The sequence below is a fragment of the Klebsiella sp. H-Nf2 genome (genome assembly GCF_002806645.1).
GTDB classification, from domain to species: domain Bacteria; phylum Pseudomonadota; class Gammaproteobacteria; order Enterobacterales; family Enterobacteriaceae; genus Klebsiella; species Klebsiella variicola.
The window spans coordinates 687,356-713,377 of sequence record NZ_PIBL01000002.1; the positions used below are offsets into that span (position 1 = coordinate 687,356).

Sequence of the window (26,022 nt, forward strand, 5' to 3'; positions counted from 1 at the left end):
GACCGGCAGGCGGTCCGGGCGCATTTTCTTGCGCGGATAGCCTTTCGCCATCTGGAACCCTGCGTGAGCAACCTGAGCTATGTCTTTTTCCTCCTGAAGCTGCTCCGCAATATTTATCTGCCTGGTGCCTCAATACTACGGCAGCCGTTTCGCAGGTACGGCGTTAATCCATGGATATCTCAACGCTTCTGGCAAGATCATGGCAAACTGCGTCAACGGGTAATGAATCCGTTCGCTCTGCGAGGGATACCGCCATCTTAGCGAACATCTGTTTCAACTAATGGAAATCTGATAAAAGCGCCAGTCTTTGTACTAGTACCTGAGGGGCTGATCGCTGACGGTGTTGGCGTCAACGATCAGGGCTAACGTCATTATTTCCCTCCGCTGAATCTGCCACCTGTGATGTCAGTAACGGTTTTATATCCCTTGCGGGTCATCAGCCCGGTAGCCTTCCGGGCTCGGAGCATATCAAGGCTGCCGATAAACGGAGACTGCTCTGTCACGCTGAAGCCGTGACGGTCAGTACGCACCAGGTCGTACTTTTCCACGATAAAATTCACAGCGTCACACAGTGAGATTCCCGCATCAATGTGTTTCTGGATCACACTGTCGTTGCCAAACGGTGTGTCGTTGAGGGTAAGGCCGTAGTGTTGCTTCAGCAGATACTCCAGTAATTTTTGCCAGATTTTGACTGATGACAGACGTGACGATGCTGCCCTTTGAGGGGGCAGGGATTGTATTTGCATGGTTTGCACTCTTTTGACGAAGGAAAAGCATCCGGGGTTTATGCTGTTGTTGCAGACGCCGGATAAATTACGATATACAAATAACCACAGGAACCGAGCGTATCGGCCTCACATATCAGCCCTTTTGCGTGGATCGTGATGCAGCGCTGAATGTGGGGCGTGAGTTCATTGCTGGTCAGCATAAGCTCTATCTGCTTCATCAGTACTGGAAATGCCTGGTCCAGATGGCGTAAATCTGCGTCATTAAATGTCCCGGCAATGCTGGCGCGGTCAGCAAGGTAATGCAGGTGGTTACCCTCCTGTACCAGCCGGGCACCAAAACACGGCGTGATGTTGCGTCTGAGGCCCCACCAGGGTTCCGTGATGTTATGGTTGATTACACGAGTTGCTTTCTGCATGTAAGTACTCCTTAACGGTGAGTCAGTTCAGGGTAACGCTGCGCAGGATCACATACGGACCGTTGCGGTCCTGTCGGCGTTCAGCAAACACGGCCAGCACACCCCGGATATCCTGCACTTCCCTGCCGTGGTAATGGCAGATACTGCCGGACCACCTATATTTCCCGGTACAGAAGCGAAACAGCCGGGACTCAGAATGCTGGCGGTATATCGCCATTGCCTGACGTTTGCTGATGATTTTCATCGTAATTCTCTCCCTAAAGCCAGCCACGCTCGGCAAACGAGACGATGTCCATGCCTCCCACGACCAGGTGGTCCAGCAGACTGATATCCACGAGTTTAAGTGCCTGTTTCAGATGGTCAGTGAGCAGCCGGTCGGCATGGCCAGGTTCCGCATAACCTGACGGATGATTATGTGAAAGCACGATGGCAGCCGCGTTGTATTTCAGTGCTGCCTTTATCACTTCACGGGGATGTACCTGCGTATGGTTGATGGTGCCGGTGAAGAGCGTTTCATGGGCAATAAGACGATGCTGGTTATCGAGGAAGAGTGCCATGAAGACTTCACGCTCCAGCGTGGTGAGCTGCAGACGGAGCCAGTCGCGGACCGCCTGACTAGAGGTGAATGCCTCGCCGGGTTCGCGTAACTGGCGTTCCAGCAGGGTCAGTGCGCGTCTGATAGTGCGCTGTGCGACGGGAGATATTCCCCCGCGGTCAGGGGGACACGTGGTGGTATTCATTTGCTTTTCCTGTCTGTTGACGTATCCGGGACGGATGTGTTGTACAGCTTCACCGCAACGACGAACCCGTCGTGCAGGGATTCAAACCATGACCAGATATGGAAGAGAGGGGTACCCGTCGGGAAATGCAGGAAGGGTTCGTCAATCACAACGTTACCGTCCTCATCCCTGACCGTTGTTTTCCCCAGCGCATCCCACAGGGCATTAAGATGAGACAGTTCATACGGCATAGCGGGACGCTCAGTCGGTAATGCACATGATGGCGTTGCATTCCGGGTGATTGAGCGCATAGTCACGCAGACGCCAGTAATGTTCCGTCATGGCATCGCATTCTGTGCGGCATGCGTGATGACTGTAAGCGATAAGACAGACCGCAATCCCTGCAGCTTCGGCGCTCATGTCTGCGGCATTGCCATTCATGGCGTTAAACAGCGACCAGAAGGCATCGCTGTCCGTTTCCGGAGCCATGAAGGCCCCGCCGTTGCTGAGAGAATAAAAACTCCAGATACCGCCGCTGTAGTCAGCGCAGAACCGGTCCATCCACGCAAAGACCTGCGGTTCAAGGGTTATCCACTGCGGGATGTTGCCAAAGTGCTGCGGCCAGAATTCCACACGCTGTTCGTCCGTTACGAGCGTGGCTGTCAGAGCAGGTGCAGAACCGTTATCGCCAGCCTGCAGAAGTCGCTGATTATTATCGTTAATATTAATAATGTCGGTCATGTTAATTTTTCCTTATGCATGGAGATGTTGAATGGAAGTGTCGGGCCGGAGATTGATTTCGGTGGCGGGGCTCGGGTGATTACCTGCCCAACAGGTTCATCATGTTCTCTGCCATCACCCAGAGCGCACGGTTTAACTTAACGTCGCCATCTATCCCGTTTACTGTGCGTGTATGGGTGCGTTTACCCTGCGTGGTACGGCAACTTAGCCCGCCTTTTAGCAGGTTTTCCTGGATGCGCTGGTAAGTGGTCCACAGGTCATCGCTCTCGTCCTGCCAGCGGCGAGGTGCAAGAATTTGCGATTCCGTCACTGGCTGGCACTCTTCCCCAAAACGATATGTGAGCGCCGCTTTAGCCAGTGCATGCTGTGCGGGTGACGGGAGCTGCAGGGACTGCATGGCGTCACGTTTTTCTTCCACCCGGTCAAAGACGCTGAGAACCGCATAAGCCCCTTCAATCACCTTCCCGACAACATCGCCCCTGTGTGGCACGCGGATCTCGCCAAGCGACTGTCCGCAGATGAGCGAATTGGTGCAGACACTTCGGAATATCCCCGGCAGTAACTGAAAACTCGATGCGCCATCGTGCGAATTCAGAATGATGATTTCTGGCACATGCTGGCCGTTTATCTGACCGGCACGACGCAGCCGGAGCATATGCTTTGTATGTTCCCGTCGACTCTGGTCGCGCACTCGTGACTGACAAGCAAAGAACGGCTGGAACCCTTCGCGCTTAAGGTCCTCCAGCAGGGTTATCGTGGGTATGTAGGTATACTTTTCGCTTCTGGAGTCGTGCTTGTTTTCCCCTAAGACGCTGGGGACATGCTGCATCAGTTCTTCGCGGGTTAAGGGACGGTCACGGCGAATCTGGTTCACCCGACCAAAACGGCTGGCTAATCGCATAGTTGATTCCTCATCTGATTAATCTGAAGGCTTAAAAGCAAAAGCCCCTGCTCCGTGAGGAGGCAGGGGCAGATATGTTATTCACAGTGGGAGGGATATGGCGGACAGGACTACAGCGTATCCAGAATCTTCAGTATCTGCGCCATCAGGGCGGTGATAAGTGCAGTGACCAGCAACGTGACCGCTTCCCGGGCTGTATCAATACTGCTGTCATCGTAGCCTGCCTGACGCAGGCGAATTTCAATAAACTGCCGGGCCTGATGTCCGCCGCACCAGGTCAGTGCCTGGTTCAGGGCCGTCACCAGCATTTTCAGAAAGGTCATAGGGTTTGCTCCGGGCTGCCTGGCGGCAGCCCTCTGGTGGAGTGAAGATTTCTTTGAGGAAGCTGATACAGGAAAGTGGCTCAGTGGTAGGTGTAACGCCATCCCCCCTTATCAGTAGTGACGACGACTTCTGAAGCAACGCAGTTATTATAAAAATTTACTTTGACGGACTCCCCGTAACGCAAGGTGGCGGGCAGAATAGTTTCCTTATTGCTGGAATATAGGTACTTCTGGTTATCAATACGACAGTTACCCCGGTTCACATCTATCTTTTCAACTTTGATACTGTCATCCAGCGAGGTGACTACGACCGTGACATAGCGTGTTCCGGCAGGATGAACCTGATTACTGCTCTCCACTTTGATGGGCGGCGCTGGCTCTGCCAGCGCCCGGGCTGACAATGCAAGCAGTGCGGATACCAGCATATATTTAAATTTCATAATCTGTTCCTTATAAAAATAACGTCATCAACAGCCGTTAAATTCAGATACAGGCTAGAGTGCATCTTTACCCACGCAGCCGTGTGTCCCGAATGCCGGTAGTACCATAGCCGCACCTGCCAGCGTGAATGTGGCAGGCTTAACACCGTCTCCTGTCACTGAGACCTGTTTGCCATTACGTAACTGAGCCCAGGCCAGCGCCAGGTTATTACCGCCCACGCGACTGCCAGATTCGCTGATATCAATAAGTGCCCCACCATCGATACTGACCTGAAGGCTTTTATCTTCATCCATACTGACCTGATGTCCGCTTGCGTCAGTAAATATGACCGTGGCCGGTTGCGAGCCATAATCCTCGCAACTCAGAGACAGTTGTGACTGACCTTTTCCTTTGATAACAAACTCTGATACACCCTGTCCCCAACCCCGGGTCCAGGTCCCCTGACTGCCAGATGCCAGCGCCATAACCGGCAGTAGACTGCCAGCCAATACCAGGATGCTGAGTGATACATTTTTCAAGACGAACTCCTTCTGTTAGTAAAACTGCGGTGCTGACGAATGAACATGCGGGTTCATTCCCGGATGAGCCTGCTGATGTACTGAAAATGCGGCAGGGCCTGAATAAATCGCGGGTCTTCAAAAATTCGCCGGATATGATTGCTTCTGGTGAAGCCCCCGATGGTCATAACCACATCGGTGATGGCTGAAAGGGTAAATACCTGAATCCGCTCGCCAGTTATTGCCGTCAGGTACCACTCGCCTTCCAGACAGATAAGCCGGTAAGGGGCAACGGCGGACTGATGGTGTCCGTGGTGCAGAAAATGAATGCGGCGACTGCTGATGATGGCCTGGATAATGACCTGAAAACCGCCAAACAACGCCGGAGCCTGACGGGGTGGCGTATTCCAGATAATGCAGGGGGAGTCTTGGCCGCTGTCGAGCAAGACCGACAACAATTTAGGGTCAAGTGCCGGAAAGTAATGTGCCACCTGGGTTATCTGGGCAAAGCGGATAATGTCGCAGTTAGTGCGAAAGGGGCCCCGTGCATCCCGCAAGCGAAAATTACCCCCGGAATATTCCGTGTCGATATAGCGCAGGCGTTCACGCAGGTCGCGCTGCACGGTACGCTCAGAGACGCCAAACTCCTGAGCAAGTTGCCTGACACTGAGCGTTTCTCCCATAAAGAGGCGGCTGACCAGTATGGCGAGACGGCTTGCCAGGCGGTCATAGCGTTGTTCCTGTTCAGACATGAGGGATGCTTCCTGCGCAAATAGCAGCCCTGTCGGGCTGGTGGTTAAGTAAAAAGATGTTAACGGGAAAGGTGCTGCTGTCTCAGCCAGGACACGATGATGCATGCGGGTATCGTGACCCGATAAGCCGGACCGGCGATGTCGGAAATCATCCACGCTGAACTCAGGGCGATGGCAAGAGGACCAACCAGAACGAAAAGAGCACGTGAAGCGACCACAACAGTTCCCCAAGTGGCAATGCCGCCCAGGGAGGTGATGACACTAGCAGACAACATCGTTGCCAGCTCGAGCGCAGCCAGCGAGGAAGTCCGGATGGCGGCCTGAACGGCGATAAGAATAAGTTGTGGCGTGGGGGTTGTCAGATCCAGATGCATATTGTGGGAGAAAGCAGCCAGCTCTTCTGGTGACATCTGATCCAAGCTTTTTTCCAGAACCTTCATCAACAGAGCAAGCTCAATGGTTTCGGTAGTACTTTTCTGGTTGTAATTCACATCAAGCTTGTCACAGACATCAACGAGAATTTCCCGATAGGTCACGCCTTGCCCAAGCCGGACCAGACTCGCCAGGGTATTCGCGCCGTAACGCTGAAGCTCAGCGGCTATCAGTTGCCAGTAGCGGCGATGGTCTGGTGCCAGCAGACGAAACTCCGGGGTTCCGGTAAGACTCTCTGTCCAACGAGTGTCGCCGTCTCGTGGGTCAGTGGTCAGGATGGAAATCAGCAATTGCAGTTCTTCATTGCTGCATTGGCCCAGCAGATTCAAATCAGGATCATTACGGTAGACAGCCATTATCTATCCTCAGTCAGTGTGATGTGAGGTCACACTGTAAAAGGGGCTATTGCACGGATGTGTCGTCAGAAATGGTTAATATATGCTCTATAGAAAGATATACGGACAGGGTGTGGCTGGAAAAATATGGGAGGAACCAAACAGCTATAAAGATTTTCATCGTGCCTGAGTGTTATCAATATAACGATAATGGCTAGTGAGTTTGTTTTTTTTTGCTGCTTTAGGGGGATTATATATTTCCCAAATATTAATGAGCTTACATTTGTTTCTTTTGCTGCGTGTTGTTTCGTAGTGTTTGGTAATCGATGCCTTCCACTTTGATGGCTAACGACAATTTTAATTTTAGTACTATAGTTTATTTGTGGAGAAGTGATTGAAGTATAAAAGAGAGGTCTTGCTGAGTAAGGCTTCAGGAAGGTATCCGTTTGGAACGTAATAGGAAAGGTGGCAAAGTGTATGATGATGCCACCTTTCTAATATGTTAAATCTGACCTCTTTGCGTTAACATTAGGTCGGTTTTGTCCATTTTTCAGTTGAAAGAAAGCCGGATTTAGCTGACTTTAGCTGTCCCAGGTAAGGTGCCAGATGCTAGTACGCCACTTACCATTAGAAGTGATGTGGTATGATTAAAACCCCATGTTTGTCCAAAGGCGGCACTGTGAAAAATGAATTGTAAAGTAAAATACATGACTCCTGATTGTGTAAGTCTATTTGGAAATAACGGGATACATACCGCTCCAGAATGTTTTGATAATAATCATGGTTTAATTTTTCTTTATTCCTAGCTCGTTCAATTATGTCTTCGTGCAGACTTGAAAATACCTCAATTAAGTCATCCTTATCCCCATTTAACATGGCATGAAAAGCAGCAGCAGCAAATAACTCATTTGCAGGACCTGCAGACAACCAGTGACTGCTTTCAATAGAATTAATGGACTCCCTCAAACGCCAGAGACCCAAGCGCATTGCCTGATCGTTTAAAAGTTTCAGTAATGGTGGGTAAGCATAAATGTCCGTACCAAACAGCCTGCGTGGTACACTCAGATCTGCAAAGGTCACATGTTTTACAGAGGCTAGCGCTTCCTGTATTTCATCCTGACCATATTGCATCGTGAGCGCCTTTAATAACGTCGATTTTACAGGCAGGGGAGAACCTGCCGCTTTTATGCCGCTGAACGTTCCTCGGGTTTTGCTCACGGGAATAGTGTCCTTCATCATCCTGTTAATCAACGCAGGGGCAATAATGATGTTATCCGCTGTATTGGCCCCCCCTTTGGAATTCGGATATATGTGACATAACTCCAGCTCCAGCCAGGGTATCAGGCGTTTAATAACCTGCCCCTGTGAATCAATAACCCTTTGCCCATTTAGAGTATTGTAAGCTTTCTGGTAGTCTGCTTTGCGCTGGTACAACCGGATGAGATCAGCAATGTCATCAGGGCTGGTGATACTTCCCAGCCCGAGGGGATTATTCTTTAGCTTGGACTCTACGTTGATCCAGTAAGAATGTTTTACCAGACTGACAATGGCATCGTCATCTATGAGCCTTCTATCTTTATTACGATGCCCAATACAACAATACCGTTGATTGCGAGTACCAGACAGGCTAATACCACAGGGCGGGTACTGACACGTCAGATTCCACCTTTGCGCTCTTTTAGCTGCATTAGAAAGCTTACCCTGATAATGTACAGAACATAAGCGGAATTTACGCTCATCAGGTAATTCACCAATTGAGAGCGTACAGTTATTTCTTTTACAAATAGCCATAATAAGACTCTTATCACAGTCAATCATGTTGCATGATAAATAAAGAGCTACTCACTAATCATGATTATGATTTATAGTATTTTTAATACATCGTTAGTAATTAAGATGTGTTTGTCTCAAATGAGGCTGAAATACACTAGCTATTTAATAATTAATTTATTATTAATACTCTTGTTTATCACGTGTTATTGATAAGTGGACAGCAGATAACGCTGCATTTATGGTCGTTCGGCAATAGTAGTTGATGATGCCAGATGACGTTTCAGCAACCACTCATCCAGTTCAGACTCAAGCCAGCCGACAGATTGCATGCCCAGGCGACGTTGTTTAGGGAATGTGGCGTCATATCGTGGTGACTTGGGGTTAATCCAGTCGTAGATGGTAGAACGGGCTACACCTATCTTGTTGACAACGCTAGACATACGAAGGATTTTAATGTGTTGAGTGTTCATATCGATTTGTTCCTTGTTGGCCCTGTATGGATGGGGCTAACTTTACCGATAGGGCAAAATGGGGTCCAGATATGTACCAAAAGTAAAAAAAACTGGGGAATATAACGTTTTTAAGGGAGGTTGATATGACAGACGATAGTGCTCTGGATGGCATTTTTGATTCAGTAAAGAAGGAAGCTGAGCGTTTTATGTCGTGCTTCAGCGGTAGTTATGATGATGTCAGTAGTTACAATGAACTCCGTAACTGGTGCGAGAGTAAAGCAAAAGAAAAAATTAATAGATTCAAGGAGGATGGCGGCCAAATCATGGATGATAATTTTGAAGGCATGATTGACGATGCTTATTTTTCTGCACAATGGAAAGGAAAGTTTGGAACGTATCTTGCCATTGCATCCTTCTTTTACCACTGGGGGCAGCATTGTTATTCCTCTGGGCAACGGGGGGAAGGATTACTATTTATGGCAAGAGCAGCTGGTTGTGGTGGAGTCTGGCAGGGGGCTGGGCTATACGCTGACCGTGTAGAGACTGCTGAATTGGCGTTAAAGAAAAAGCAAGATCATGGAAAGAAGGGAGGGGAGGCTACCGCCACGGCTTTAGCGCCCGCACGGGATGAGTTGAAACGGTTACTTAAAGTAAACTGCCCAGCAGAAGGATGGAAAACTAAAGCCGCAGCCATTGGCGCTGTTGTAGGACAGCTTGAGGTTTTTGTTAACAACAACAAAATAAAGTTGAAAACAGATAATCTTTATAATGCCATATTAACATGGTGTAAGAGATATGATGATTTACGAAATGTATTGGAGAGTTCTTTACAAAAGAACATGAAAAATAAACGCGTGGATTGATTTTTCTTTATGGGCATATGGAGGGGCATAGTGGTGAAGGAGTACATTTAAACAGCCGAAACCGGTGAATATCCGCCTATGAGCGACTCGCTTTTAAAGATGGAATCCATGCCGCCTTCCTAGAAGGCGGAACTTTAACTAAAACTGTGGGAGTGTTAGAAATTCTGTGTCATTCCAGTAATATACAATCAAAAAGGAATGACATATGTCTCGAACCCTTCGATTTCGACAAAGCACTTAAAGCCCTTCAGTCTGGTCAGGCATTAACGGGCAAAGATGGGATCTTAACCCCTTTAATCAAGCAGTTAACCGAAGCAACCCTGTCTGCGGAGCTGGATTCTCATCTGGCTCAGGACGTTAACGCTAACCGTAAAAATGGTTCCGGCAAAAAGACCATTAAAAGCCTCTACCCAACCAGCCGGGAAAGTTGTGGATCGTTGCGCAAGCGAACGCACCATTTCGCCACCGATGAAAGTTCGGTTTCAGGCTTAGTAAGACAGAGTATGTCACGTGCTGCTACCTTCACTTGCTCACGGGCAACTGCAGAAGTTCGAGTACTAGCCAGTGCCTGAAAATACTTATTTATCAGTTTTGTAGTTTTTTGCCAGACCTTGCGACGTTCCTCTGATAAGGCTTGATGTTCGGAGAGTTTTAAGCGGTCTACGGTACGTCTAACTCTGATATTATCCCAACGAGAAATACCTGGTGCAGGCACAGCTTTCCCTTCTTCGTCAAAAGCGAGTAATGTTACGTCATAAGCATTTGTAGGATCTATGAAGTGCGGAATCTCATCTCCTTCACAGCGGTGCGCATAACTTGAACATGGCGAACCATAGCGAAGAGGAAACCACGCGCCCTTCTTTCTATTAGGTACGGTACCAGCAATTCGGAAGTTCATATAGTCGAAGGCCAACCACCAGTACCCATCTCGTTCGGGTCCCTTAACATTACGAGTAGCCTTCTTTGGGCGAAAATGCTCCACGTCTAAATGCGAAGCAATATCTCGCGCTTCAGTAAACCAGCATTTTCCACCCGATAGTGCGAGAAGCCATGGTTTCAACTTTCCCCAGTGGCCACTTTGCTTATCAATCAATTCATTACGTTCTTTGATTTGGCCTGCGGCATTGAGCTTTGCAAGCTCACCAATCAAGCGAACAGACTCTTTCTGCCAGGCGTTCCAATCAGCCTCGCTCCAGCGAACATCAGGATGCAAATCCATATCCGTTGGAAGCTTATTTTCTAAGTCGATGAAGATCATTGTCCATCATCCTCACGTAAAATTTCATCGATGATTGAGTCGGCGATTATGTCCTGTTCAGCTTGTTCTTCAGGAGTAAGAGTTGGTTTGTGGAATTTGGTATGTTTGGCCATTCGTCGTACAAACTTAGCATAGAAAGGGTCTTTGAAATCCGCATTTGAAAAGCCTAAGTCTGCCAACTCTGAACTCAAACGGCGTAGTTCATCATCTTGTTCATGAGTTCTTTCATCGAGAGCAAAAAGTTCATTACGGCGAAACAAGCGGCGCTCGGTTTCGATATCTAATGTGGATGACAAGCCAAACAGTTCACTTTTAAGCAACCCGGTTACACCCATTCCTTGCGGATGTTCTTCCGGACTATCTACCAGAGTGATATTACCATCGCGACGCAGTATATGTACCTGTTCACGCTTCAGACCACCCACCATCATAGGATCATGGGTTGTAATAATTATTTGCGACTCGCTCTGTAGCAGCGATGCATCATCCGCACTTAGCACGCCTTCAATATCGTCGAAGTAGCGCAATTTCCAGATAGGGTTCAGATGGGTGTCGGGTTCATCAAGGAGGAACAAACAGTTGTCGTCACGGGTAATCCTCATCAAACCAAGCACGGTGAGTATTTGTAATTCACCTTCGGAAAGGTGAGTAAAGCTTACCTTTCCACCATGTTCATCACGTTTCTTAACCACAATACGTATTTCATCGATCAGATCACCAATATAGGCTCCTTCAGCGTAGCGAAAGAAACTGTCGGTGCTGCCGATCGACTCTCCCAATTGCTTAAGCTTTTCTTGGCTTGACACAAATAAGTACAGCTGCTTTTGCTTCTCTGTGCGACCACGAAAATCAATCTGTTTGGTTGTCTCCTGTTCAATGGGGGCCCAAGCAACCTTCCAGAGCTTGTCAAGAAACTCGCTGACCACATTGCTGCGAGCATACCAAAAGCGTGGGTCACCTTCATTCAGTTCCTGCACTTCGAACTTTCCATTGCGGCGCTTTTCACGTAGCCGGTGTGGCTCTTTTAAAACGAAGAGAGCGGATTCTAACGATTCGATGTGCAGGTTCTTTAGTACCTTCTGAAACACAGGGTCGTCCGATAGCAGACAAGCCAGAAGTACCAGTTGGCTGTGTCCACCGCGACAATAGAACAGGCGTCGCAGACGGTCATCGCCCACTTGCTTCAGCCGCACTTCACGGCGACGTTTGGCTTCTTCAATCGCACGAATATCCGCGTCGGAGCCAGTAAAGTTCTCCAGAAGTTGTTCGGACAGGACTTCGTTAGTGGTGATTTCCTGGCGCTGATTAAAGCGTCGCTCATGTTCATGAAACAGCGCTTCAATACGCTCATTGCGACCGGAGTAATAGGCAAAAATATGTGCTGGCAGTAACTCGCGGTTTTTGAGCAAAAAGCCCTGTGAGGCAGCTTTATCATCTACCCATACATAGGGACGCTTCTGCTTGGCAGAATCGGCTTCAATACGCACAACATGGCCGTGAATACTGTATTCCAGTGTGTAATTGAATGCGGCTTCACGATCGAGATCGACATCACGGAAGATGGTGATTAGTGCCTCAATCAGGTTGGACTTGCCGATGCCGTTCTGGCCAATTAGCGCGTGGCTACGAATGGGTTTGGGCAGTACATTTATCGCACTTTCCGAAGACTGCAGGTGGGTATCGAAAGATATGTCGAGATCACGCAGATTGCGGAAGACTGGGATACGAATGCGAAGCAGTTGCATATCAATCACTCACCGTGTTATCTGGTTTTTCACGCACTTCGGCGGGAGTCGGTTCCTTAATCCAACCGTGGGTCACTTCAGTTTTCAGTTGTGCGTAGAAGTCATCAATCTCACCGTTGAATCGCTGCCATAAATCCTTGGCGTTCATTTCGCCATTATGGCGGGCCAGAATGGTGGCTAGTGGGGCTTGATCTTTGATGTCGGGTGCTGTGCCCAAACGTAGTGAGGAGATCAGCTCGGTTTGAGGGGCTTTCATGGGTTCCTCTTCTTGTTCGATGGCGATTCCGGTAAGACTCGCGATGGTACTTGCCGCAAGTTGGGTACTTAGCTTAATGCGAGAAGCTGCTTGCTTTTCTAATGAGTCGCAGTATTGAAGCAAACGACTTAAGGTGAACAAAATTCGCTCCTGCACTCTCAGAGAAGGGAGGGGAATCGGCAATTCATGTATAACTTGGCGTGAAACATTGCGCATCGAGTCACTAGTGCCAGTAGCTCGTTCCTTGTAGTAAACACGAGCAATATCCGAGTTGTTGACCAAATTTACCCACGCCTTCAGAGCATTGTCGAGGAAATTCAGACGGACGATTTTATCGCTCATTAAAAGCTTCTCTGGGCAGTCATCAGGCGCGCAAACACTGCGCGCAACTAATTCGGCAGTGTTTGCGCGGGATAGAATGAAATCGCCAGGCCTTACTTCGCACTCAGTTCTAGCCTCAAGCGATAGCGGAAGGCGTTTGTTCTCGTTTGGATCGAAGACTCCCCATGTCACGGCACTAACTTTAAGCACCCCCCATTCACCTTCACGCCGCGGCTCAGCTTCACATTTGGGACTCCAACCTGATTCCGAGTCAGACAACAAATCTTCTAACAGAACCCAGCGCCATCCATTTGGCAGTGAAAATATTTCGTCCGGCTGAACAGATTTTGCGAATCGTTTACCTGACTTCTTTCTACTAAGTTCAGCCAAATAGACATCAAGTGCTGATGTGTCGGTTGGCCCGCTGTAAATATCAAGTACACCACGAATAGCAAGTTCTGAAGCCAGTTTTCTGAGTTCGGCAATATCCTCAGGTGCATGAAATAGCCACCCGAAGTTGCCTGCAAGGAGCATCCAGTTGGTTTGCAGTTCATGCGCGCTGCTGGCTCTGGCAATAGCCTGCAGGATTGATTGGCGCAAGGCGTTTTGAAGTTTGCGACGGGATTGCAACTGCTCCTCAAGCTTGTCGCACAAGGCCATCAGCTCATCGACTTTGGCGATTATGCGGGATTGTTCAGCCGTAGGTGGTAATGGCATAGCGCAAAGCGCGAAATAATCTGTGGGTAAGCGTTTTTGTCCTGCGGTACCAGTCATGCTGGTTTCCCCCTTTGCACGAAACAAAGGTGAGCGTAAGAACAGGTACACATAATCTGGTTCAACAAACGGGCTAATTGAGCGAAAGACATGGAACTCAGTGGAGCCAGCACCGATATCATGTTTGAGGCCGGAAACAACAGCTGCTTTACCGTTTTCAAAACAAGGGGTGATTTTTGCTAAAAGAACATCACCGTTGGCAAAATGGGTATACCCTTTGTGTATTTTTGACCAAGGTTTAATTTCACCTGATATTTCTTTTGAGTGTTTTTCAGAAACTCCTGCCATGGGGACGAATGTGGCCATGGCCGCTTCTTCAGCCTGGTTGCGTGGATTTATTTCACCAAGATCTAGTAATCGGCTCCAGCGCCAATTGAGGGGGAGATCAATGGCTGGTGGGACAAGATTTGATGACTCCAATTTTGGTGAGCGCTTATATTTTTTTGCGGCAACAAGCTGCTGACGGATTCGGGCGACGTTGTTGAGAACTTCGTCCGCATCGCCATCTTTTTCATCTTGGCTGGTTAGTCTACCCGTTACTGCAAGTTGATAAATCAATTCTCGCAGCCGCGCAACCCCTCCCGGTGCATGAGCCACATGTCCAAATTCAGACAAAAATTGTTTCGCGTCCATCAAGCATCCTCACCAGAAAAGTGGTGAGCTAGGGCTGCGGCCAACTCGCTTTTGAGCTGATTTTCAGTTTCTTCAATTTCTCCCAGCAACTTTTTGTATTTGGTCAAAAGTTCGTCGGGATCAAAACTTTCTTTTTCTGGGGTATTAGGGTTTTTTAGGTCAAGATTGAAAATCGGCCAATAGTGGCGATCACCCGCTGCCTGGGCATCACGGGCTTTTAAGCGTAGACCCTCACTTTTATAGCGCAAAATTTCAATTTCATCATCTACAGCTTGGCGCTGGGTTTTATCGCTGACACCTTTAATAGAATCGCGCATATCACGGATGCGGCTATCCAATTCGCTGGCTTTGTTGTTGAGTTCTTCGGCGATTTGCCAGTGCGGTTGCGCAGCAGCTTCGGCCTTTTCGCGCTTAGTTTTGAAATCCACCTTCCAGGCGAACTCGTTTTCTACGCGATCGGCAAAGTCGTTTTCCTCCGAGCCCCACCACCCTCGCTCGGGTTCGAATTCTTCCAGCCGGATGGGTTTGGTTTTGGAGTAGCTCTTGTAGCCCGTAGGGTAGGGGTGTTCGTAAAACCAGATGGTGTCAGTGTGGAAGTGTTCGGTGCCATTGTCCACCGTGCTGCCCTTGGTGAAGAACAGCAGATTGGTCTTGATAGTGGTATACGGTGCAAAAACGCCTTTGGGTAAGCGGATGATTGTGTGCAGTTTGCAGTCGCGCAGCAGCAGTTTTTTCAGCGTGCCTTTGATGCCATCGCCAAATAAAAATCCATCGGGCAATACCACGGCAGCGCGACCTTTTTCCTTCAGTAGCTTTTTAATGATGAGCGCCATAAACATGTCGGCAGTTTCACGGGTACGTAAGTCGGGAGGATAGTCGCTGCCCACACCATCATCCTCATACCCACCGAATGGGGGATTGGTGATGATGCAGTCAACCTTATCGTTGGCGCTCCATTCATTCCAACTGGTACCTAGCGTGTTTTTGTGCTCGATCTGGCTGGGTACATCAATACCGTGTAGCAGCATGTTGGTGGTGCAGAGCAGGTGCGGCAACTGCTTCTTTTCGATGCCGTGGATTAACTCTTCAATAACTCGCTTATCTTCAGGACGCGGTGATTTTATTGTCGCGAGTTGGTTGCGGAAGTGGTCTATGGCGGCGGTCAAGAAGCCGCCTGTTCCACAGGCTGGATCCATGACTGTCTCACGCTTGTCTAGGCGTGGGTTGACTCTATCCGCCATAAAGGCCGTGATAGCACGCGGGGTATAGAATTCCCCTGCATTACCTGCACCACGTAAGTCATTGAGCATTTGCTCGTACACATCACCAATATTGGCGCGGATGGTAAAATCGTGAAAATTGATAGCCTCTTCCAGCTTCTCGATCACAGCCAGCATTTGCGGGCCGGATTTCATATAGTTATTAGCATCCTCAAAAACACTACGGATAACTTTGTGCTGGGGGCTCTTGTTGGCATCAATCTCTTTTAGAGTCGGGAATAACTTGTTGTTGACGAAGCTGATCAGTTCACTAGCGACGATCTGCGGTTTCTTTTTGGCGTCAACATCGGCTTTATAGGCAGCCCAGTTCCGCCAGCGACACTCTTCTGGCAAAGGGGATTTATACGATGGGTTGCTATCCTCCCATTCCTCTTCTCGTTGATCGAACACTTTGAGGAACAGCATCCATGTGAGCTGACCAAGACGCTGCGCGTCGCCATCGACGCCATCATCCTTGCGCATGATATCTTGAATGGATTTAATTGTGCTGCTGAGATTCATCTTACTATTCGCTTGTCGAGGGCCTATTATTTAATCAAGCCTGTTTTGGTTCAACGATTTTGTAGAACGCCTGTTCCAGTATGGCTTGGGGGGCTGCTCTACACTTCCAAAAATGCCCCGCAGAATTTGTATTTTACTATTAAATCGTTCAAAAGGCGGCAATTCTAACACTTTGGCATCTACTATGTCTTGATCCCGTGCCCAGCAAACCTTTCGTGTATAGCCTTGGCTTGTGGTGGTTTACTGAATTTGGCCACTTGAAGGGAGATTTAAAACACCCCCCTGGCAGTTACCGGAATGAAATGTAGTGTGTTAACAAGTTTAGAGTAAAAGTCTGACCTGGGCTTAACTCGCCACTAAACGCATTCCTTTGGTTCCTACCTCAATGACACTTCCTCGCTCTGCCGCCATGACAAAATCAGCCCACCACTGCATCATTGGACGACGTTGCTCGAGGTAGTCACTGCGATTGTAAGCGCGACGTACTTCATTTTTGTCCACATGAGCCAGCGCCGCTTCAATAACATCAGGTGGGAAGCCTTGTTCATTAAGGGCAGTGCTAGCAATAGATCGTAGCCCGTGTGAAACAAGCACCCCACCAAAACCTGCGCGTTTTAGCGATGCGTTTACGGTCTGACTGTTCATCGGCTGGTTTGGCTTGATGCGACTGGGAAAGATAAATTCTCGATTTCCACTTAACGGTTTCATCATCTCTAAAACAGTGATTGCTTCATCTGACAATGGAACAGTATGGTCACGGTTCATCTTCATGCGTGCTGCAGGAATCTTCCACTCTCGCGCTTCTATGTCTAACTCTTCCCAGCGAGCTTCAGCCGCTTCGGTAGGGCGGGTAATAGTAAGAAGTTGCCACATGAACAGGCAGCGTGTGGAAAGGCTAATGCTGGCTGTTCGCATTGTCTGCATCAGTTGAGGTAGCTGATCCGGTCGAATGCTGGGCATGTTCTTTTTCTGAGGCTTCTCGAAGGCTTTACCGATATTAACGCTGGGAACAGCATCAATCAGACCTGTATTTTGGGCATATATCATGACCTCATTGATACGTTGGCAAAGGCGACGAACGGTTTCCAACGCGCCTCTGGCCTGAACCGGTTGAACGGCCTGAACCAGTGTATGAGCTTTAATATCTGTAACGCTGACGTCACCAATTGCAGGAAAGATATCTCTCTCAAGAGAACGCCAGATATCCTCTGCGTAGTCCTCACTCACGCTGGCTTTCTTCACATTCCACCAACGTTCTGCCACGAGCTGGAAAGTATTGGTTTTAGCTTCAAGCGAACTACGCAGTTGTTCTTGCTGATGTTCCTGTGGATCGATTTGTTTCGCCAGGAGAGAGCGTGACTCTGCCCGGTAGTTTCTGGCATCGGCAAGGGTAACTGACGGGTAAGGGCCTATGCTCTTTTTCGCACGTCTCTTGGTAACAGGGCGAATGTAGCGAAACTGCCATATTTTGCTTCCGGTGGATTTGATGAGCAGCTCAAGGCCATCGCCATCGTAAAGAACATAGTCCGCTTCCTTAGGTTTGGCGGATTCGATTTCCTTAACGGATAGAGGTTTGGTTTGTCTTGCCATTGCCGGGTTTCCATAGTTTTAGGCACCTCAAAAACAATAAAGCTTTATGAGGTGCCTAACAAGGTGCCTAAAAGGTTCGGATTTAATTAGTTGGCATCAGACTTCGCGGGACAAATTCAAGGCACAAAAAAGCCCGCAGGGCTTGCGCCGTGCGGGCTCTTAGGACTTCATCGGATGACTCTGGTAATCACCGATGGAGAATTTTGGTGGAGCTGGCGGGAGTTGAACCCGCGTCCGAAATTCCTACATCCTCGGCACTACATGCTTAGTCAGTCTTTACATTCGCTTGCCAGCTGCGGACAGACACGCCACTAACAAACTAGCCTGATTAGATTTAACGCTTCAACCCCAGGCAGGGCATCCACGCGATCTCTTTTGGGTTTGACCTCTCTTTGATCCCCGTCTTAAGAGCGGAAGCTAGGGAGAGAGGGCTCAGAGCAGGGTATTAAGCTGCTAAAGCGTAGTTTTCGTCGTTTGCGACTATTTTTTGCGGCTTTTTACGAGGCCAACCGCCCCTCGGCATGCACCTTGGGTTTCGCAAATCCCGTCGAATCCAGAATCAGCCCCAATGTGTAGGTCAAGTATAACAGATTTGTGAATGTCGTTACCAGCCCCATTACGCAGGATTGTTTCAACGGGGTGGATGAAAAAGCAGCATCAACAAGGATATAGCGTAAGGGCCAGCGAGAGCTGGCCCTCAGGGGAGGGGGTTAGCGTCCGGCGTGCTTCATAATACGCGCCTTATCCAGCGCCCATTCACGATCTTTCAGGTCGGTACGCTTGTCGTGCTGTTTCTTACCTTTGGCGACGCCGATTTTCACTTTGCACCAGGCGTTCTTCCAGTACAGCGACAGGGCGACGACGGTGTAACCTTCGCGGTTAATGCGGCCGTACAGGGTGTCCAGCTCACGCTGGTTAAGCAGCAGCTTACGGGTGCGCGTCGGGTCGCACACATAGTGGGTGGAAGCCACGGCCATGGGCGTAAAGTTGGCGCCGAACAGGAAGGCTTCGCCATCCTTCAGGATGACATAGCTATCGCCGATGTTGGCTTTGCCTGCACGCAGGGATTTGACTTCCCAGCCCTGCAGGGCGAGACCAGCCTCGTATTCATCTTCGATAAAGTATTCGTGACGGGCGCGTTTATTCAGCGCAATGGTGGCTGATCCAGGTTTGTGGGCTTTTTTCTTAGTCATAATGTCCTGAAGTCATCGTCTTATACACAGTTACCTCGATCGCATCCTGCGAGGTGTACTGCGCATCTTAGCACGAGTTGCGGCACAGCGTTTTTTTTAGCAGCAGATAAATGATATTATTTGCACTGTGTTTAAATGTGGAACCTGCTATGCCTCAGATTAGCCGTACTGCGCTGGTGCCTTTCAGCGCGGAACAGATGTATCAACTGGTAAACGATGTGAAGTCCTATCCTGATTTTCTGCCAGGCTGCACCGGTAGCCGCGTGCTGGAATTCGGGCCGACGCAAATGACGGCGGCGGTTGATGTGTCCAAAGCCGGCATCAGTAAGACCTTCACGACCCGGAATACACTGACCAGCAACCAGAGCATTTTAATGAGCCTGGTGGATGGCCCGTTCAAGAAACTGATTGGCGGCTGGAAGTTTATTCCGCTGAGCCCCGAGGCGTGCAAAATCGAGTTCCATCTCGATTTTGAGTTTACCAATAAGCTGATTGAGATGGCCTTTGGCCGGGTCTTCAAAGAGCTGGCCGCCAACATGGTGCAGGCGTTCACTTCGCGCGCCAAAGAGGTCTACAGTGCCAGCTAATATTCGTGTTGAAGTCGCCTACGCGCTGCCTGAAAAGCAGTATTTGCAGCGAGTCACCCTGGATGAGGGAGCGACGGTCGAGCAGGCGATTATCGCCAGCGGGCTATTGGCCTTGCGTGATGATATCGATCTGGCGAAGAACAAGCTGGGTATCTACAGTCGTCCGGTTAAGCTGCATGACGAAGTTCACGACGGCGACCGGGTCGAAATCTATCGCCCGCTGATCGCAGACCCGAAAGAGCTGCGTCGCCAGCGGGCAGAGAAAAGCGCTGCGAAGTAACCCGCAGCAGCAGACCGGCTATCAGTCATAAAAAAAGCGCTCACTGAGCGCTTTTTGCTTTTCCGGGCCTTACTGACTGGTCAGCGCGGGCTTGTTATCAATGTTAGTTAACACGCCGCCGCTATTGAACGTCAGGGTCAGGGTCTGCTGAGTCACTTTCTCGTGGCCCGGCTCCTGACGGAATACATAGAACCAGGTGTTGGTGCCGAACGGATCCGACATCATTGGCGTTCCGAGAGCATAAGCAACCTGCTGTTGCGTCATACCGACACGAATTTTCGCTACATCGTTAGGTGCCAGATAGTTACCCTGGTTGATGTCAGGACGGTAAACCACTCGTTCCAGAGTGGAACAGCCTGCGGTCAACATAAGAAGAACCGCTGCGGCAGCAGTCAGCGTTTTACAGCGCATAGTGATTTGATTCCTTTTTGGGCCCGAGCAGTACGTGGCTCATCTGTAATATGCCGATAATAATAGACCTTCGCGCCGATGGAAACCTCCGGCTGCAGGTCAGCAGGCAATTTGCTGTTCACTATGACCCTGTGAAAATCAAAAAGTTTACGCCGCAAGCAACTCTTTCGCGTTCGCCAGGGTGTTGCGCGTGACCTCGCTGCCGCCCAGCAGACGAGCCAGCTCCTGCAGACGAGCGCGCTTATCCAGCGGCTGCATATGGGTTTCGGTCATCTCGCCATCGGTCTCTTTGCAGACAAAGAAATGATGGTGGCCGCAGCCCGCAACCTGCGGCAGGTGGGTCACACACATCACCTGCGTGGACTCGCCCAGCTGGCGCAGCAGCTTGCCGACCACGGCGGCGGTCGGGCCGCTGATGCCGACGTCCACTTCGTCGAAGATTAGCGCCGGGGTTTCCATTTTACGCGCGGTGATCACCTGAATCGCCAGCGCAATGCGCGACAGTTCGCCGCCGGAGGCCACTTTGGCGATCGGCTGCAGCGGCTGACCCGGGTTAGTGGTGACACGGAACTCAATATGGTCGGCGCCGTCGGCGGTCAGATGGCGTTCATCGAAAGCGACCTCAATCGCGAAGACCCCGTGCGGCATCGAAAGTGAGTGCATACTCTCGGTGATAAGCTGGGTCAGCTCGTCGGCGCTGGCCTGGCGCAGGGCGTGCAGCTGGCGCGCGGTCTCCAGCGCCAGCTGATGATGTTCGACCACCTGCTGGCTGAGGGATTCCAGCGAGCCGGCGCTGTCGTCCAGCAGGCGCTGCTCTTCCAACATCGCCTGATAAACCGCCGGCAGCTCTTCCGGCATCACCTGATGTTTACGCGCCAGCGCGATTTGTCGGGAAATACGCTGCTCAAGTTCAAACAGACGGTTCGGATCGAGGTCCAGACGGTCGTGATAGTGGCGCAACTCGTCGCTGGCCTCGCTGAGCTGAATGGCTGCCTCTTCCAGCATATCCAGAACGCCGGAGAGCTTGCTGTCCATACCCACCAGCTCGCTGACCAGCTGCTTCGCGGTATAAAGCTGGCTCTGCAGATTGGCCTCTTCGCCGTCCGCCAGTACCGTCAGGGCGTGCTGGCAGGTGCTGAGCAACTGCCCGCTGTTGGCCAGGCGCTTGTACTCTTCGTCAATCTGCTCAAACTCGCCCGCCAGCGGGTTAAATTCGTTCAGCTCTTTAAGCTGATACTGCAGTAGATCGGCGCGGGCGGCGCGCTCCTGGCTCTGCTGCTGGTGTTGAGCCAGCTCGCGGCAACTCTGGTGCCACTGACGGTAATGCTCGGCCATACGCTGAGTAAGCGCATACTCACCGGTATAGCCGTCGAGTAGCGTTTTCTGGTGTTCGGGTTTGGTTAACAGCTGGTGCGCATGCTGGCCGTGGATCTGGATCAGCAGTTGGCTCAGCTCGCGCAGCTGCGAGAGTGGGACGGCAGTGCCGTTGATAAAGCCGCGCGAGCGGCCGTCAGCGCTGATCACCCGACGAAGTAAACACTCACGCCCGCTCTCCAGCTGGTTCTCTTCCAGCCAGCGTTGGGCGGCCGGGGTATCTTTCAGCGCGAAGCGCGCGCACAGGTCGGCACGGGTGGCGCCGCGACGCACCATGTCGGCTTCCGCTCTGCCGCCGAGGCACAGCCCCAGCGCGTCGATGGCAATGGATTTCCCGGCGCCGGTTTCCCCGGTGATAGCGGTCATGCCGCTGTGGAAATCAATTTCCAGTTCACGAACGATAGCAAAATTACTGATGGTGAGTTGCGCCAACATAGCTGCCTTCCTGTATGAAAAACCAATACTGTGTTTTCGTACAGTATAGTCTGGTTTTTTATCCAGTAAAGAGGCAGCGGTGTAAATCAGAACAATTTTTTCGACCAGCCGAGCTTGGTGCTTAATGTATTGAAATAGCTGTAATCTTTAGGGTGAATCAGATTGAGGTGATAATCACAGCGGCGAATGAGAACGTCTTCGCCATCCTGGATCGGCAGGGCAATCTGGCTGTCGCAGCTGATCTCCAGATCGCTGCAGCGATGAGAGAAGCGCAGGCGGATGGTGCTGTCGCCGTTGATCACCAGCGGTCGCGCTGAAAGGGTGTGCGGGAACATCGGCACCAGGGTGATGGCGTCCAGCGACGGCGTGAGGATCGGGCCGCCGGCCGACAGCGAATAGGCGGTGGAGCCGGTCGGGGTGGAGATTATCAGGCCATCAGAGCGCTGAGAGAACGCAAAGACTTCGTCGATATAGACTTCGAACTCAATCATATGCGCCACTTTTCCCGGGTGCAGCACCACTTCGTTGATGGCGGTGCTGATGCGTTTCTGGCAATCCTGCTGGCACACCTGGGCCTCCAGCAGAAAGCGTTTCTCGGCGATGTAGTGGCCTTCCAGCACGTCGGCGAGCTGCTGCAGGGCGTTGTCCGGGTCAAGGTCGGTGAGAAAGCCGAGGTTGCCGCGGTTAATGCCGATGACGTTAATGTCATACCGGGCCAGGGTCCGCGCCGCGCCGAGCATATTGCCGTCGCCGCCCACCACCACCGCGAGGTCGGCCTGTTGGCCAATCTCCGCCAGCGTGCCGGTTTTCACGTTGCTGAGCTGAAGTTCATGGGCGATTTGCTGTTCAACCAGCACTTCATACCCTTTGCTGCACAGCCAGCGCCAGAGCATTTCATGTGTGGTCAGGGCGGTGGGGTGACGAGGATGTCCCACAATGCCGATACACTTGAAATGGTTCTTCATGATCTGGATGTCCTTGCGTTAAATGAAATAGTGACAATCTGTCCGCTTCCCTTGAAACCCGGAAACTGATCCCCATAATAAGCGAAGTTAGCGAGATGAATGCGAAAAAAACGCGGAGAAATTCATGAGTAGTAAAGAACAGAAAACGCCTGAGGGGCAAGCCCCGGAAGAAATTATCACGGAGCAGCACGACGACGTTGAGGCAGTAGAGCCTGAAGTTTCGGCTGAGCAGGTGGATCCGCGCGATGAAAAAATTGCGAATCTGGAAGCCCAGCTGGCTGAAGCGCAGAAACGTGAACGTGAAGTGATGCTGCGTGCAAAAGCCGACGAAGATAACCTGCGTCGTCGTACCGAGCAGGATATCGAGAAAGCGCACAAATTCGCGCTGGAAAAATTCGTCAATGAACTGCTGCCGGTGATCGACAGCCTGGACCGCGCGCTGGAAGTGGCCGACAAGGCTAACCCGGACCTGGCGCCGATGGTGGAAGGGATCGAACTGACCCTGAAATCTATGCTGGACGTGGTGCGTAAGTTCGGCGTGGAAGTGATCGCCGACACCAACGTTCCGCTGGATCCGAACGTCCACCAGGCCATTGCGATGGTCGAATCTGAAGACGTGGCGGCGGGCAACGTGCTGGCCGTGATGCAGAAAGGTTATACCCTGAACGGCCGTACTATTCGCGCCGCGATGGTGACGGTAGCGAAAGCGAAATAACGTCTGCTGCATTGCTCAACGGCTGCCCGCGGGCGGCCGTTTTTTTATGCCACCGCTCCCGGCGCGAGATAAAAAAACGGCGGGCCGCAGCCCGCCGTGATGTTAATTCCTTCGCTCGCGCTACTCCGCGACGCTCTCGCGTAATGATTTCACCGGCATCACTTTCACCTGTTTGATCATGTTGTCCTGCACGTCGAGGATATCTATATCGTACTGCTCAATGCGCACGCGGGTGCCCGGGACCGGGATCTCTTCCAGCGCTTCGAGGATGATACCGTTGACGGTGCGCGCTTCATCTTCCGGCAGGTGCCAGTTAAACGCTTTGTTGATTTCGCGAACGTTGGCGCTGCCGTCGATAATCACCGTGCCGTCGTTAAGCGGGGTCACTTCCTCCGCCAGGGTGGGTGACATAGAGGTGGTGAAGTCGCCGACAATCTCTTCAAGAATATCTTCGACGGTGACCAGCCCCTGAATATCGCCGTATTCATCGACCACCAGACCGACTTTCTTTTTATTGCGCTGAAATTTCACCAGCTGGGTGCTGAGCGGCGTCCCTTCCGGAACAAAGTAGATCTCATCTGCCGCCCGCAGCATGATCTCTTTTGTGAACTCTTTCTTCTCCGTCATCAGACGGTAGGCTTCGCGAACACGCAGCATGCTGATGGCATCGTCCAGTGAATCGCGGTAGAGCACGATGCGGCCATGCGGCGAGTGGGTCAGCTGGCGGACGATAGATTTCCAGTCATCATTGATGTCGATGCCGACAATCTCGTTGCGCGGCACCATGATGTCGTTAACGCTGACTTTTTCCAGATCCAGGACCGACAGCAGCATATCCTGGTTGCGCCGTGAGATTTGTGAACGGGATTCATTCACAATCGTGCGCAGTTCATCTTTGCTCAGGGCGCTACTGATGACGGTATCGGTGCGGATGCCCATCATGCGCATCAACATGCGGGTGATGGTATTCAGCAACCACACCAGCGGCATCATCAGCACCTGCAGCGGCGCCAGCAGGAAGCTGCTGGGGTAGGCGACCTTTTCCGGATAGAGGGCGGCGATGGTCTTCGGCAGCACTTCGGCAAATACCAGCACCACAAAGGTGAGCACGCCGGTGGCGATCGCAACGCCGGCGTCGCCGTACAGGCGCATGCCGACGATGGTGCCCAGCGCCGAGGCGAGAATGTTGACAAGGTTATTGCCGATGAGCACGAGGCTAATCAGGCGGTCCGGCTTGCGCAGCAGCTTCTCCACGCGCTTAGCCTGGCGGTTGCCTTGTTTCGCCATATGACGCAGCCGGTAGCGGTTCAGCGTCATCATGCCGGTTTCGGAGCCGGAGAAATAGGCAGAGATAATCACCATGACGATCAGTGTTATGATCAGCGTGGTGGTGGAGATATGTTCCACGTAGGATTCCTTAAAAGACTTAGCTCACGAACTGCTGCAGCACGCGGCTACCAAAATAGGCCAGCGTCAGCAGACCGGCGCCAGCGACGCTGAACCAGACCACGCGACGTCCGCGCCATCCTTCATGATAGTGGCCCCACAGCAGGACGATATAGACGAACCACGCAATAATCGACAGCACCGCTTTATCAATGTTTTCGCTGCTGAACAGATTGTGCATATAGAACAGGCCGCTGCACAAGGTCAGGGTCAGCAGCACCACGCCGACCTGGGTGATGTGAAACATTTTGCGCTCAATGCTCATCAGCGGCGGCATTTCGCTACTGAAGGCCAGCTTTTTGTTCTTTAACTGGTAGTCGATCCACGCCAGCTGCAGCGCATATAGCGCGGCAATGATCAGCGTGGCGTACGAGAAGAGCGACAGACCGATATGCACCAGCATCCCCGGGGTGGTTTCCAGGTGGGTGATATATTCGTTAGGCACGAAAGTGGCGAAGGCCAGATTGATTAGCGCGAAGGCATAGACAATAGGCAGCAGCAGCCAGCCGCGATTGCGCGAGGCCACGATAGTCATCACCGTACAGATCATCAGGCTGACCAGCGACCCGACGTTCAGTAAGCTGAGGTTTTGCCCGCTCTCGCCGCCGGGGAATATCCGTGCTTCCAGCGCAAAAGCATGGCAGATCAACGCGATAGTCGCAGATAAAATCGCCATACGCCGCCAGCTGCTGTTTTTTTGCAGCAAGCCGGGGATAATCAGCGCCAGGCTGATGGAGTAGGCGACAAGGGCGAGTAGAGCAAAAACAGGCATAGGTGTCGGCTGTTGGCTAAATAAGAAAGAGAAGCAGTATAACGTCAGCAGGCCTCTGCTCCAACCGTTGCAGCACATTCAGATTGATGTCGTGTTATACTCCGCCACATTCG

General features: G+C 51.1%; 29 protein-coding genes, 1 other RNA gene and 1 pseudogene. 5 read left to right on the top strand and 26 right to left on the bottom strand.

Annotated elements, in window-relative coordinates:
• Positions 1–371: 371 nt before the first annotated feature.
• The 14 genes from CWM58_RS10110 to CWM58_RS10175 form a co-directional block, all read right to left on the bottom strand.
• Positions 372–746, bottom strand: a complete 375-nt coding sequence (locus CWM58_RS10110) for a TA system toxin CbtA family protein (protein ID WP_045901470.1) — start codon at positions 744–746, stop codon at positions 372–374.
• A 38-nt stretch (positions 747–784) separates the two neighbouring features.
• Positions 785–1,144, bottom strand: a complete 360-nt coding sequence (locus tag CWM58_RS10115; RefSeq protein WP_045901468.1) for a type IV toxin-antitoxin system YeeU family antitoxin — start codon at positions 1,142–1,144, stop codon at positions 785–787.
• A 22-nt stretch (positions 1,145–1,166) separates the two neighbouring features.
• Complete coding sequence (locus tag CWM58_RS10120; RefSeq protein ID WP_040198493.1) at positions 1,167–1,388, bottom strand: DUF987 domain-containing protein; 222 nt, start codon at positions 1,386–1,388, stop codon at positions 1,167–1,169.
• Between the two features lie 13 nt (positions 1,389–1,401).
• Positions 1,402–1,884 (bottom strand): RadC family protein, encoded by a 483-nt coding sequence (gene radC, locus CWM58_RS10125; RefSeq protein WP_045901464.1) that lies wholly within the window; start codon positions 1,882–1,884, stop codon positions 1,402–1,404.
• Positions 1,881–2,114 carry a hypothetical protein gene (locus tag CWM58_RS10130; RefSeq protein ID WP_045901462.1) on the bottom strand — a complete coding sequence of 78 codons (234 nt, stop codon included), beginning with the start codon at positions 2,112–2,114 and terminating at the stop codon, positions 1,881–1,883. Before CWM58_RS10130 ends, radC begins: the two co-directional genes overlap by 4 nt.
• Positions 2,115–2,124: 10 nt before the next feature.
• Positions 2,125–2,604: an antirestriction protein gene (locus tag CWM58_RS10135; RefSeq protein WP_100680861.1), complete on the bottom strand. Its 480-nt coding sequence runs from the start codon at positions 2,602–2,604 to the stop codon at positions 2,125–2,127.
• 79 nt (positions 2,605–2,683) lie between these two features.
• The gene (locus tag CWM58_RS10140) at positions 2,684–3,505 is read right to left on the bottom strand and encodes a DUF932 domain-containing protein (RefSeq protein WP_100680862.1); all 822 of its coding nucleotides are present in this window, start codon (positions 3,503–3,505) and stop codon (positions 2,684–2,686) included.
• A 110-nt stretch (positions 3,506–3,615) separates the two neighbouring features.
• Positions 3,616–3,828, bottom strand: coding sequence for a hypothetical protein (locus CWM58_RS10145; RefSeq protein WP_045901457.1), 213 nt, complete (start codon positions 3,826–3,828; stop codon positions 3,616–3,618).
• Between the two features lie 80 nt (positions 3,829–3,908).
• On the bottom strand, positions 3,909–4,268 hold the full coding sequence (locus tag CWM58_RS10150) for a hypothetical protein (protein WP_045901454.1): 360 nt from the start codon (positions 4,266–4,268) through the stop codon (positions 3,909–3,911).
• A 54-nt stretch (positions 4,269–4,322) separates the two neighbouring features.
• Positions 4,323–4,733, bottom strand: coding sequence for a hypothetical protein (locus CWM58_RS10155; RefSeq protein WP_100680878.1), 411 nt, complete (start codon positions 4,731–4,733; stop codon positions 4,323–4,325).
• A 107-nt stretch (positions 4,734–4,840) separates the two neighbouring features.
• A complete protein-coding gene (locus tag CWM58_RS10160) occupies positions 4,841–5,518 on the bottom strand; it encodes a helix-turn-helix transcriptional regulator (RefSeq protein ID WP_045901451.1) in 678 nt (225 codons plus the stop codon).
• Positions 5,519–5,577: 59 nt separating this feature from the next.
• Positions 5,578–6,306 carry a DUF3944 domain-containing protein gene (locus CWM58_RS10165; RefSeq protein WP_045901450.1) on the bottom strand — a complete coding sequence of 243 codons (729 nt, stop codon included), beginning with the start codon at positions 6,304–6,306 and terminating at the stop codon, positions 5,578–5,580.
• Positions 6,307–6,912: 606 nt separating this feature from the next.
• Positions 6,913–8,076 carry a hypothetical protein gene (locus CWM58_RS10170; protein ID WP_227520708.1) on the bottom strand — a complete coding sequence of 388 codons (1,164 nt, stop codon included), beginning with the start codon at positions 8,074–8,076 and terminating at the stop codon, positions 6,913–6,915.
• Between the two features lie 218 nt (positions 8,077–8,294).
• Positions 8,295–8,528 carry a helix-turn-helix transcriptional regulator gene (locus tag CWM58_RS10175; protein ID WP_049010718.1) on the bottom strand — a complete coding sequence of 78 codons (234 nt, stop codon included), beginning with the start codon at positions 8,526–8,528 and terminating at the stop codon, positions 8,295–8,297.
• A gap of 125 nt (positions 8,529–8,653) precedes the next feature.
• Here CWM58_RS10175 and CWM58_RS10180 point away from each other — a divergent pair, with 125 nt between their 5' ends.
• Both CWM58_RS10180 and CWM58_RS10185 read left to right on the top strand, forming a co-directional pair.
• On the top strand, positions 8,654–9,373 hold the full coding sequence (locus tag CWM58_RS10180; RefSeq protein WP_100680863.1) for a hypothetical protein: 720 nt from the start codon (positions 8,654–8,656) through the stop codon (positions 9,371–9,373).
• 203 nt (positions 9,374–9,576) lie between these two features.
• A pseudogene (locus CWM58_RS10185) lies at positions 9,577–9,777 on the top strand (IS256 family transposase); the annotation flags it as partial.
• Between the two features lie 2 nt (positions 9,778–9,779).
• Here the strand turns inward: CWM58_RS10185 and CWM58_RS10190 are convergent.
• From CWM58_RS10190 to smpB, 7 genes are all read right to left on the bottom strand, one after another.
• Positions 9,780–10,631 (bottom strand): hypothetical protein, encoded by an 852-nt coding sequence (locus CWM58_RS10190; RefSeq protein ID WP_045901446.1) that lies wholly within the window; start codon positions 10,629–10,631, stop codon positions 9,780–9,782.
• On the bottom strand, positions 10,628–12,376 hold the full coding sequence (locus tag CWM58_RS10195) for an AAA family ATPase (RefSeq protein ID WP_100680864.1): 1,749 nt from the start codon (positions 12,374–12,376) through the stop codon (positions 10,628–10,630). The genes CWM58_RS10190 and CWM58_RS10195 overlap by 4 nt, the downstream gene beginning before the upstream one ends.
• Before the next feature lies 1 nt (position 12,377).
• The gene (locus tag CWM58_RS29025) at positions 12,378–14,360 is read right to left on the bottom strand and encodes a restriction endonuclease subunit S (protein WP_206056636.1); all 1,983 of its coding nucleotides are present in this window, start codon (positions 14,358–14,360) and stop codon (positions 12,378–12,380) included.
• Positions 14,360–16,141, bottom strand: coding sequence for an N-6 DNA methylase (locus tag CWM58_RS10205; RefSeq protein ID WP_045901439.1), 1,782 nt, complete (start codon positions 16,139–16,141; stop codon positions 14,360–14,362). The genes CWM58_RS29025 and CWM58_RS10205 overlap by 1 nt, the downstream gene beginning before the upstream one ends.
• A gap of 345 nt (positions 16,142–16,486) precedes the next feature.
• Entirely contained in the window at positions 16,487–17,731 is a 1,245-nt protein-coding gene (locus CWM58_RS10215; protein ID WP_045901436.1) for an integrase, read from the bottom strand.
• A 204-nt stretch (positions 17,732–17,935) separates the two neighbouring features.
• Positions 17,936–18,298: a transfer-messenger RNA gene (gene ssrA / locus CWM58_RS10220) on the bottom strand.
• 143 nt (positions 18,299–18,441) lie between these two features.
• Positions 18,442–18,924, bottom strand: a complete 483-nt coding sequence (gene smpB / locus CWM58_RS10225; RefSeq protein ID WP_002914164.1) for an SsrA-binding protein SmpB — start codon at positions 18,922–18,924, stop codon at positions 18,442–18,444.
• Positions 18,925–19,073: 149 nt separating this feature from the next.
• Between smpB and CWM58_RS10230 the strand changes: the two genes are divergently transcribed.
• Both CWM58_RS10230 and CWM58_RS10235 read left to right on the top strand, forming a co-directional pair.
• A complete protein-coding gene (locus CWM58_RS10230) occupies positions 19,074–19,511 on the top strand; it encodes a type II toxin-antitoxin system RatA family toxin (protein ID WP_008806099.1) in 438 nt (145 codons plus the stop codon).
• Positions 19,501–19,791 carry an RnfH family protein gene (locus CWM58_RS10235; protein WP_004145682.1) on the top strand — a complete coding sequence of 97 codons (291 nt, stop codon included), beginning with the start codon at positions 19,501–19,503 and terminating at the stop codon, positions 19,789–19,791. Before CWM58_RS10230 ends, CWM58_RS10235 begins: the two co-directional genes overlap by 11 nt.
• A gap of 69 nt (positions 19,792–19,860) precedes the next feature.
• Here the strand turns inward: CWM58_RS10235 and bamE are convergent, their stop codons facing one another.
• From bamE to nadK, 3 genes are all read right to left on the bottom strand, one after another.
• Positions 19,861–20,202: an outer membrane protein assembly factor BamE gene (bamE, locus tag CWM58_RS10240; protein WP_008806098.1), complete on the bottom strand. Its 342-nt coding sequence runs from the start codon at positions 20,200–20,202 to the stop codon at positions 19,861–19,863.
• Between the two features lie 147 nt (positions 20,203–20,349).
• Positions 20,350–22,011: a DNA repair protein RecN gene (gene recN, locus CWM58_RS10245; RefSeq protein ID WP_100680865.1), complete on the bottom strand. Its 1,662-nt coding sequence runs from the start codon at positions 22,009–22,011 to the stop codon at positions 20,350–20,352.
• A gap of 86 nt (positions 22,012–22,097) precedes the next feature.
• On the bottom strand, positions 22,098–22,976 hold the full coding sequence (gene nadK, locus CWM58_RS10250; RefSeq protein ID WP_002914158.1) for an NAD(+) kinase: 879 nt from the start codon (positions 22,974–22,976) through the stop codon (positions 22,098–22,100).
• 124 nt (positions 22,977–23,100) lie between these two features.
• Here nadK and grpE point away from each other — a divergent pair, with 124 nt between their 5' ends.
• Positions 23,101–23,691: a nucleotide exchange factor GrpE gene (grpE, locus tag CWM58_RS10260; protein ID WP_008806096.1), complete on the top strand. Its 591-nt coding sequence runs from the start codon at positions 23,101–23,103 to the stop codon at positions 23,689–23,691.
• A 120-nt stretch (positions 23,692–23,811) separates the two neighbouring features.
• Here grpE and CWM58_RS10265 read toward each other — a convergent pair whose 3' ends face one another.
• Together CWM58_RS10265 and CWM58_RS10270 are read right to left on the bottom strand one after the other, a co-directional pair.
• Entirely contained in the window at positions 23,812–25,098 is a 1,287-nt protein-coding gene (locus tag CWM58_RS10265; RefSeq protein ID WP_061153620.1) for an HlyC/CorC family transporter, read from the bottom strand.
• A gap of 19 nt (positions 25,099–25,117) precedes the next feature.
• Positions 25,118–25,909 (bottom strand): inner membrane protein YpjD, encoded by a 792-nt coding sequence (locus tag CWM58_RS10270; RefSeq protein WP_023282914.1) that lies wholly within the window; start codon positions 25,907–25,909, stop codon positions 25,118–25,120.
• Positions 25,910–26,022 lie beyond the last annotated feature (113 nt).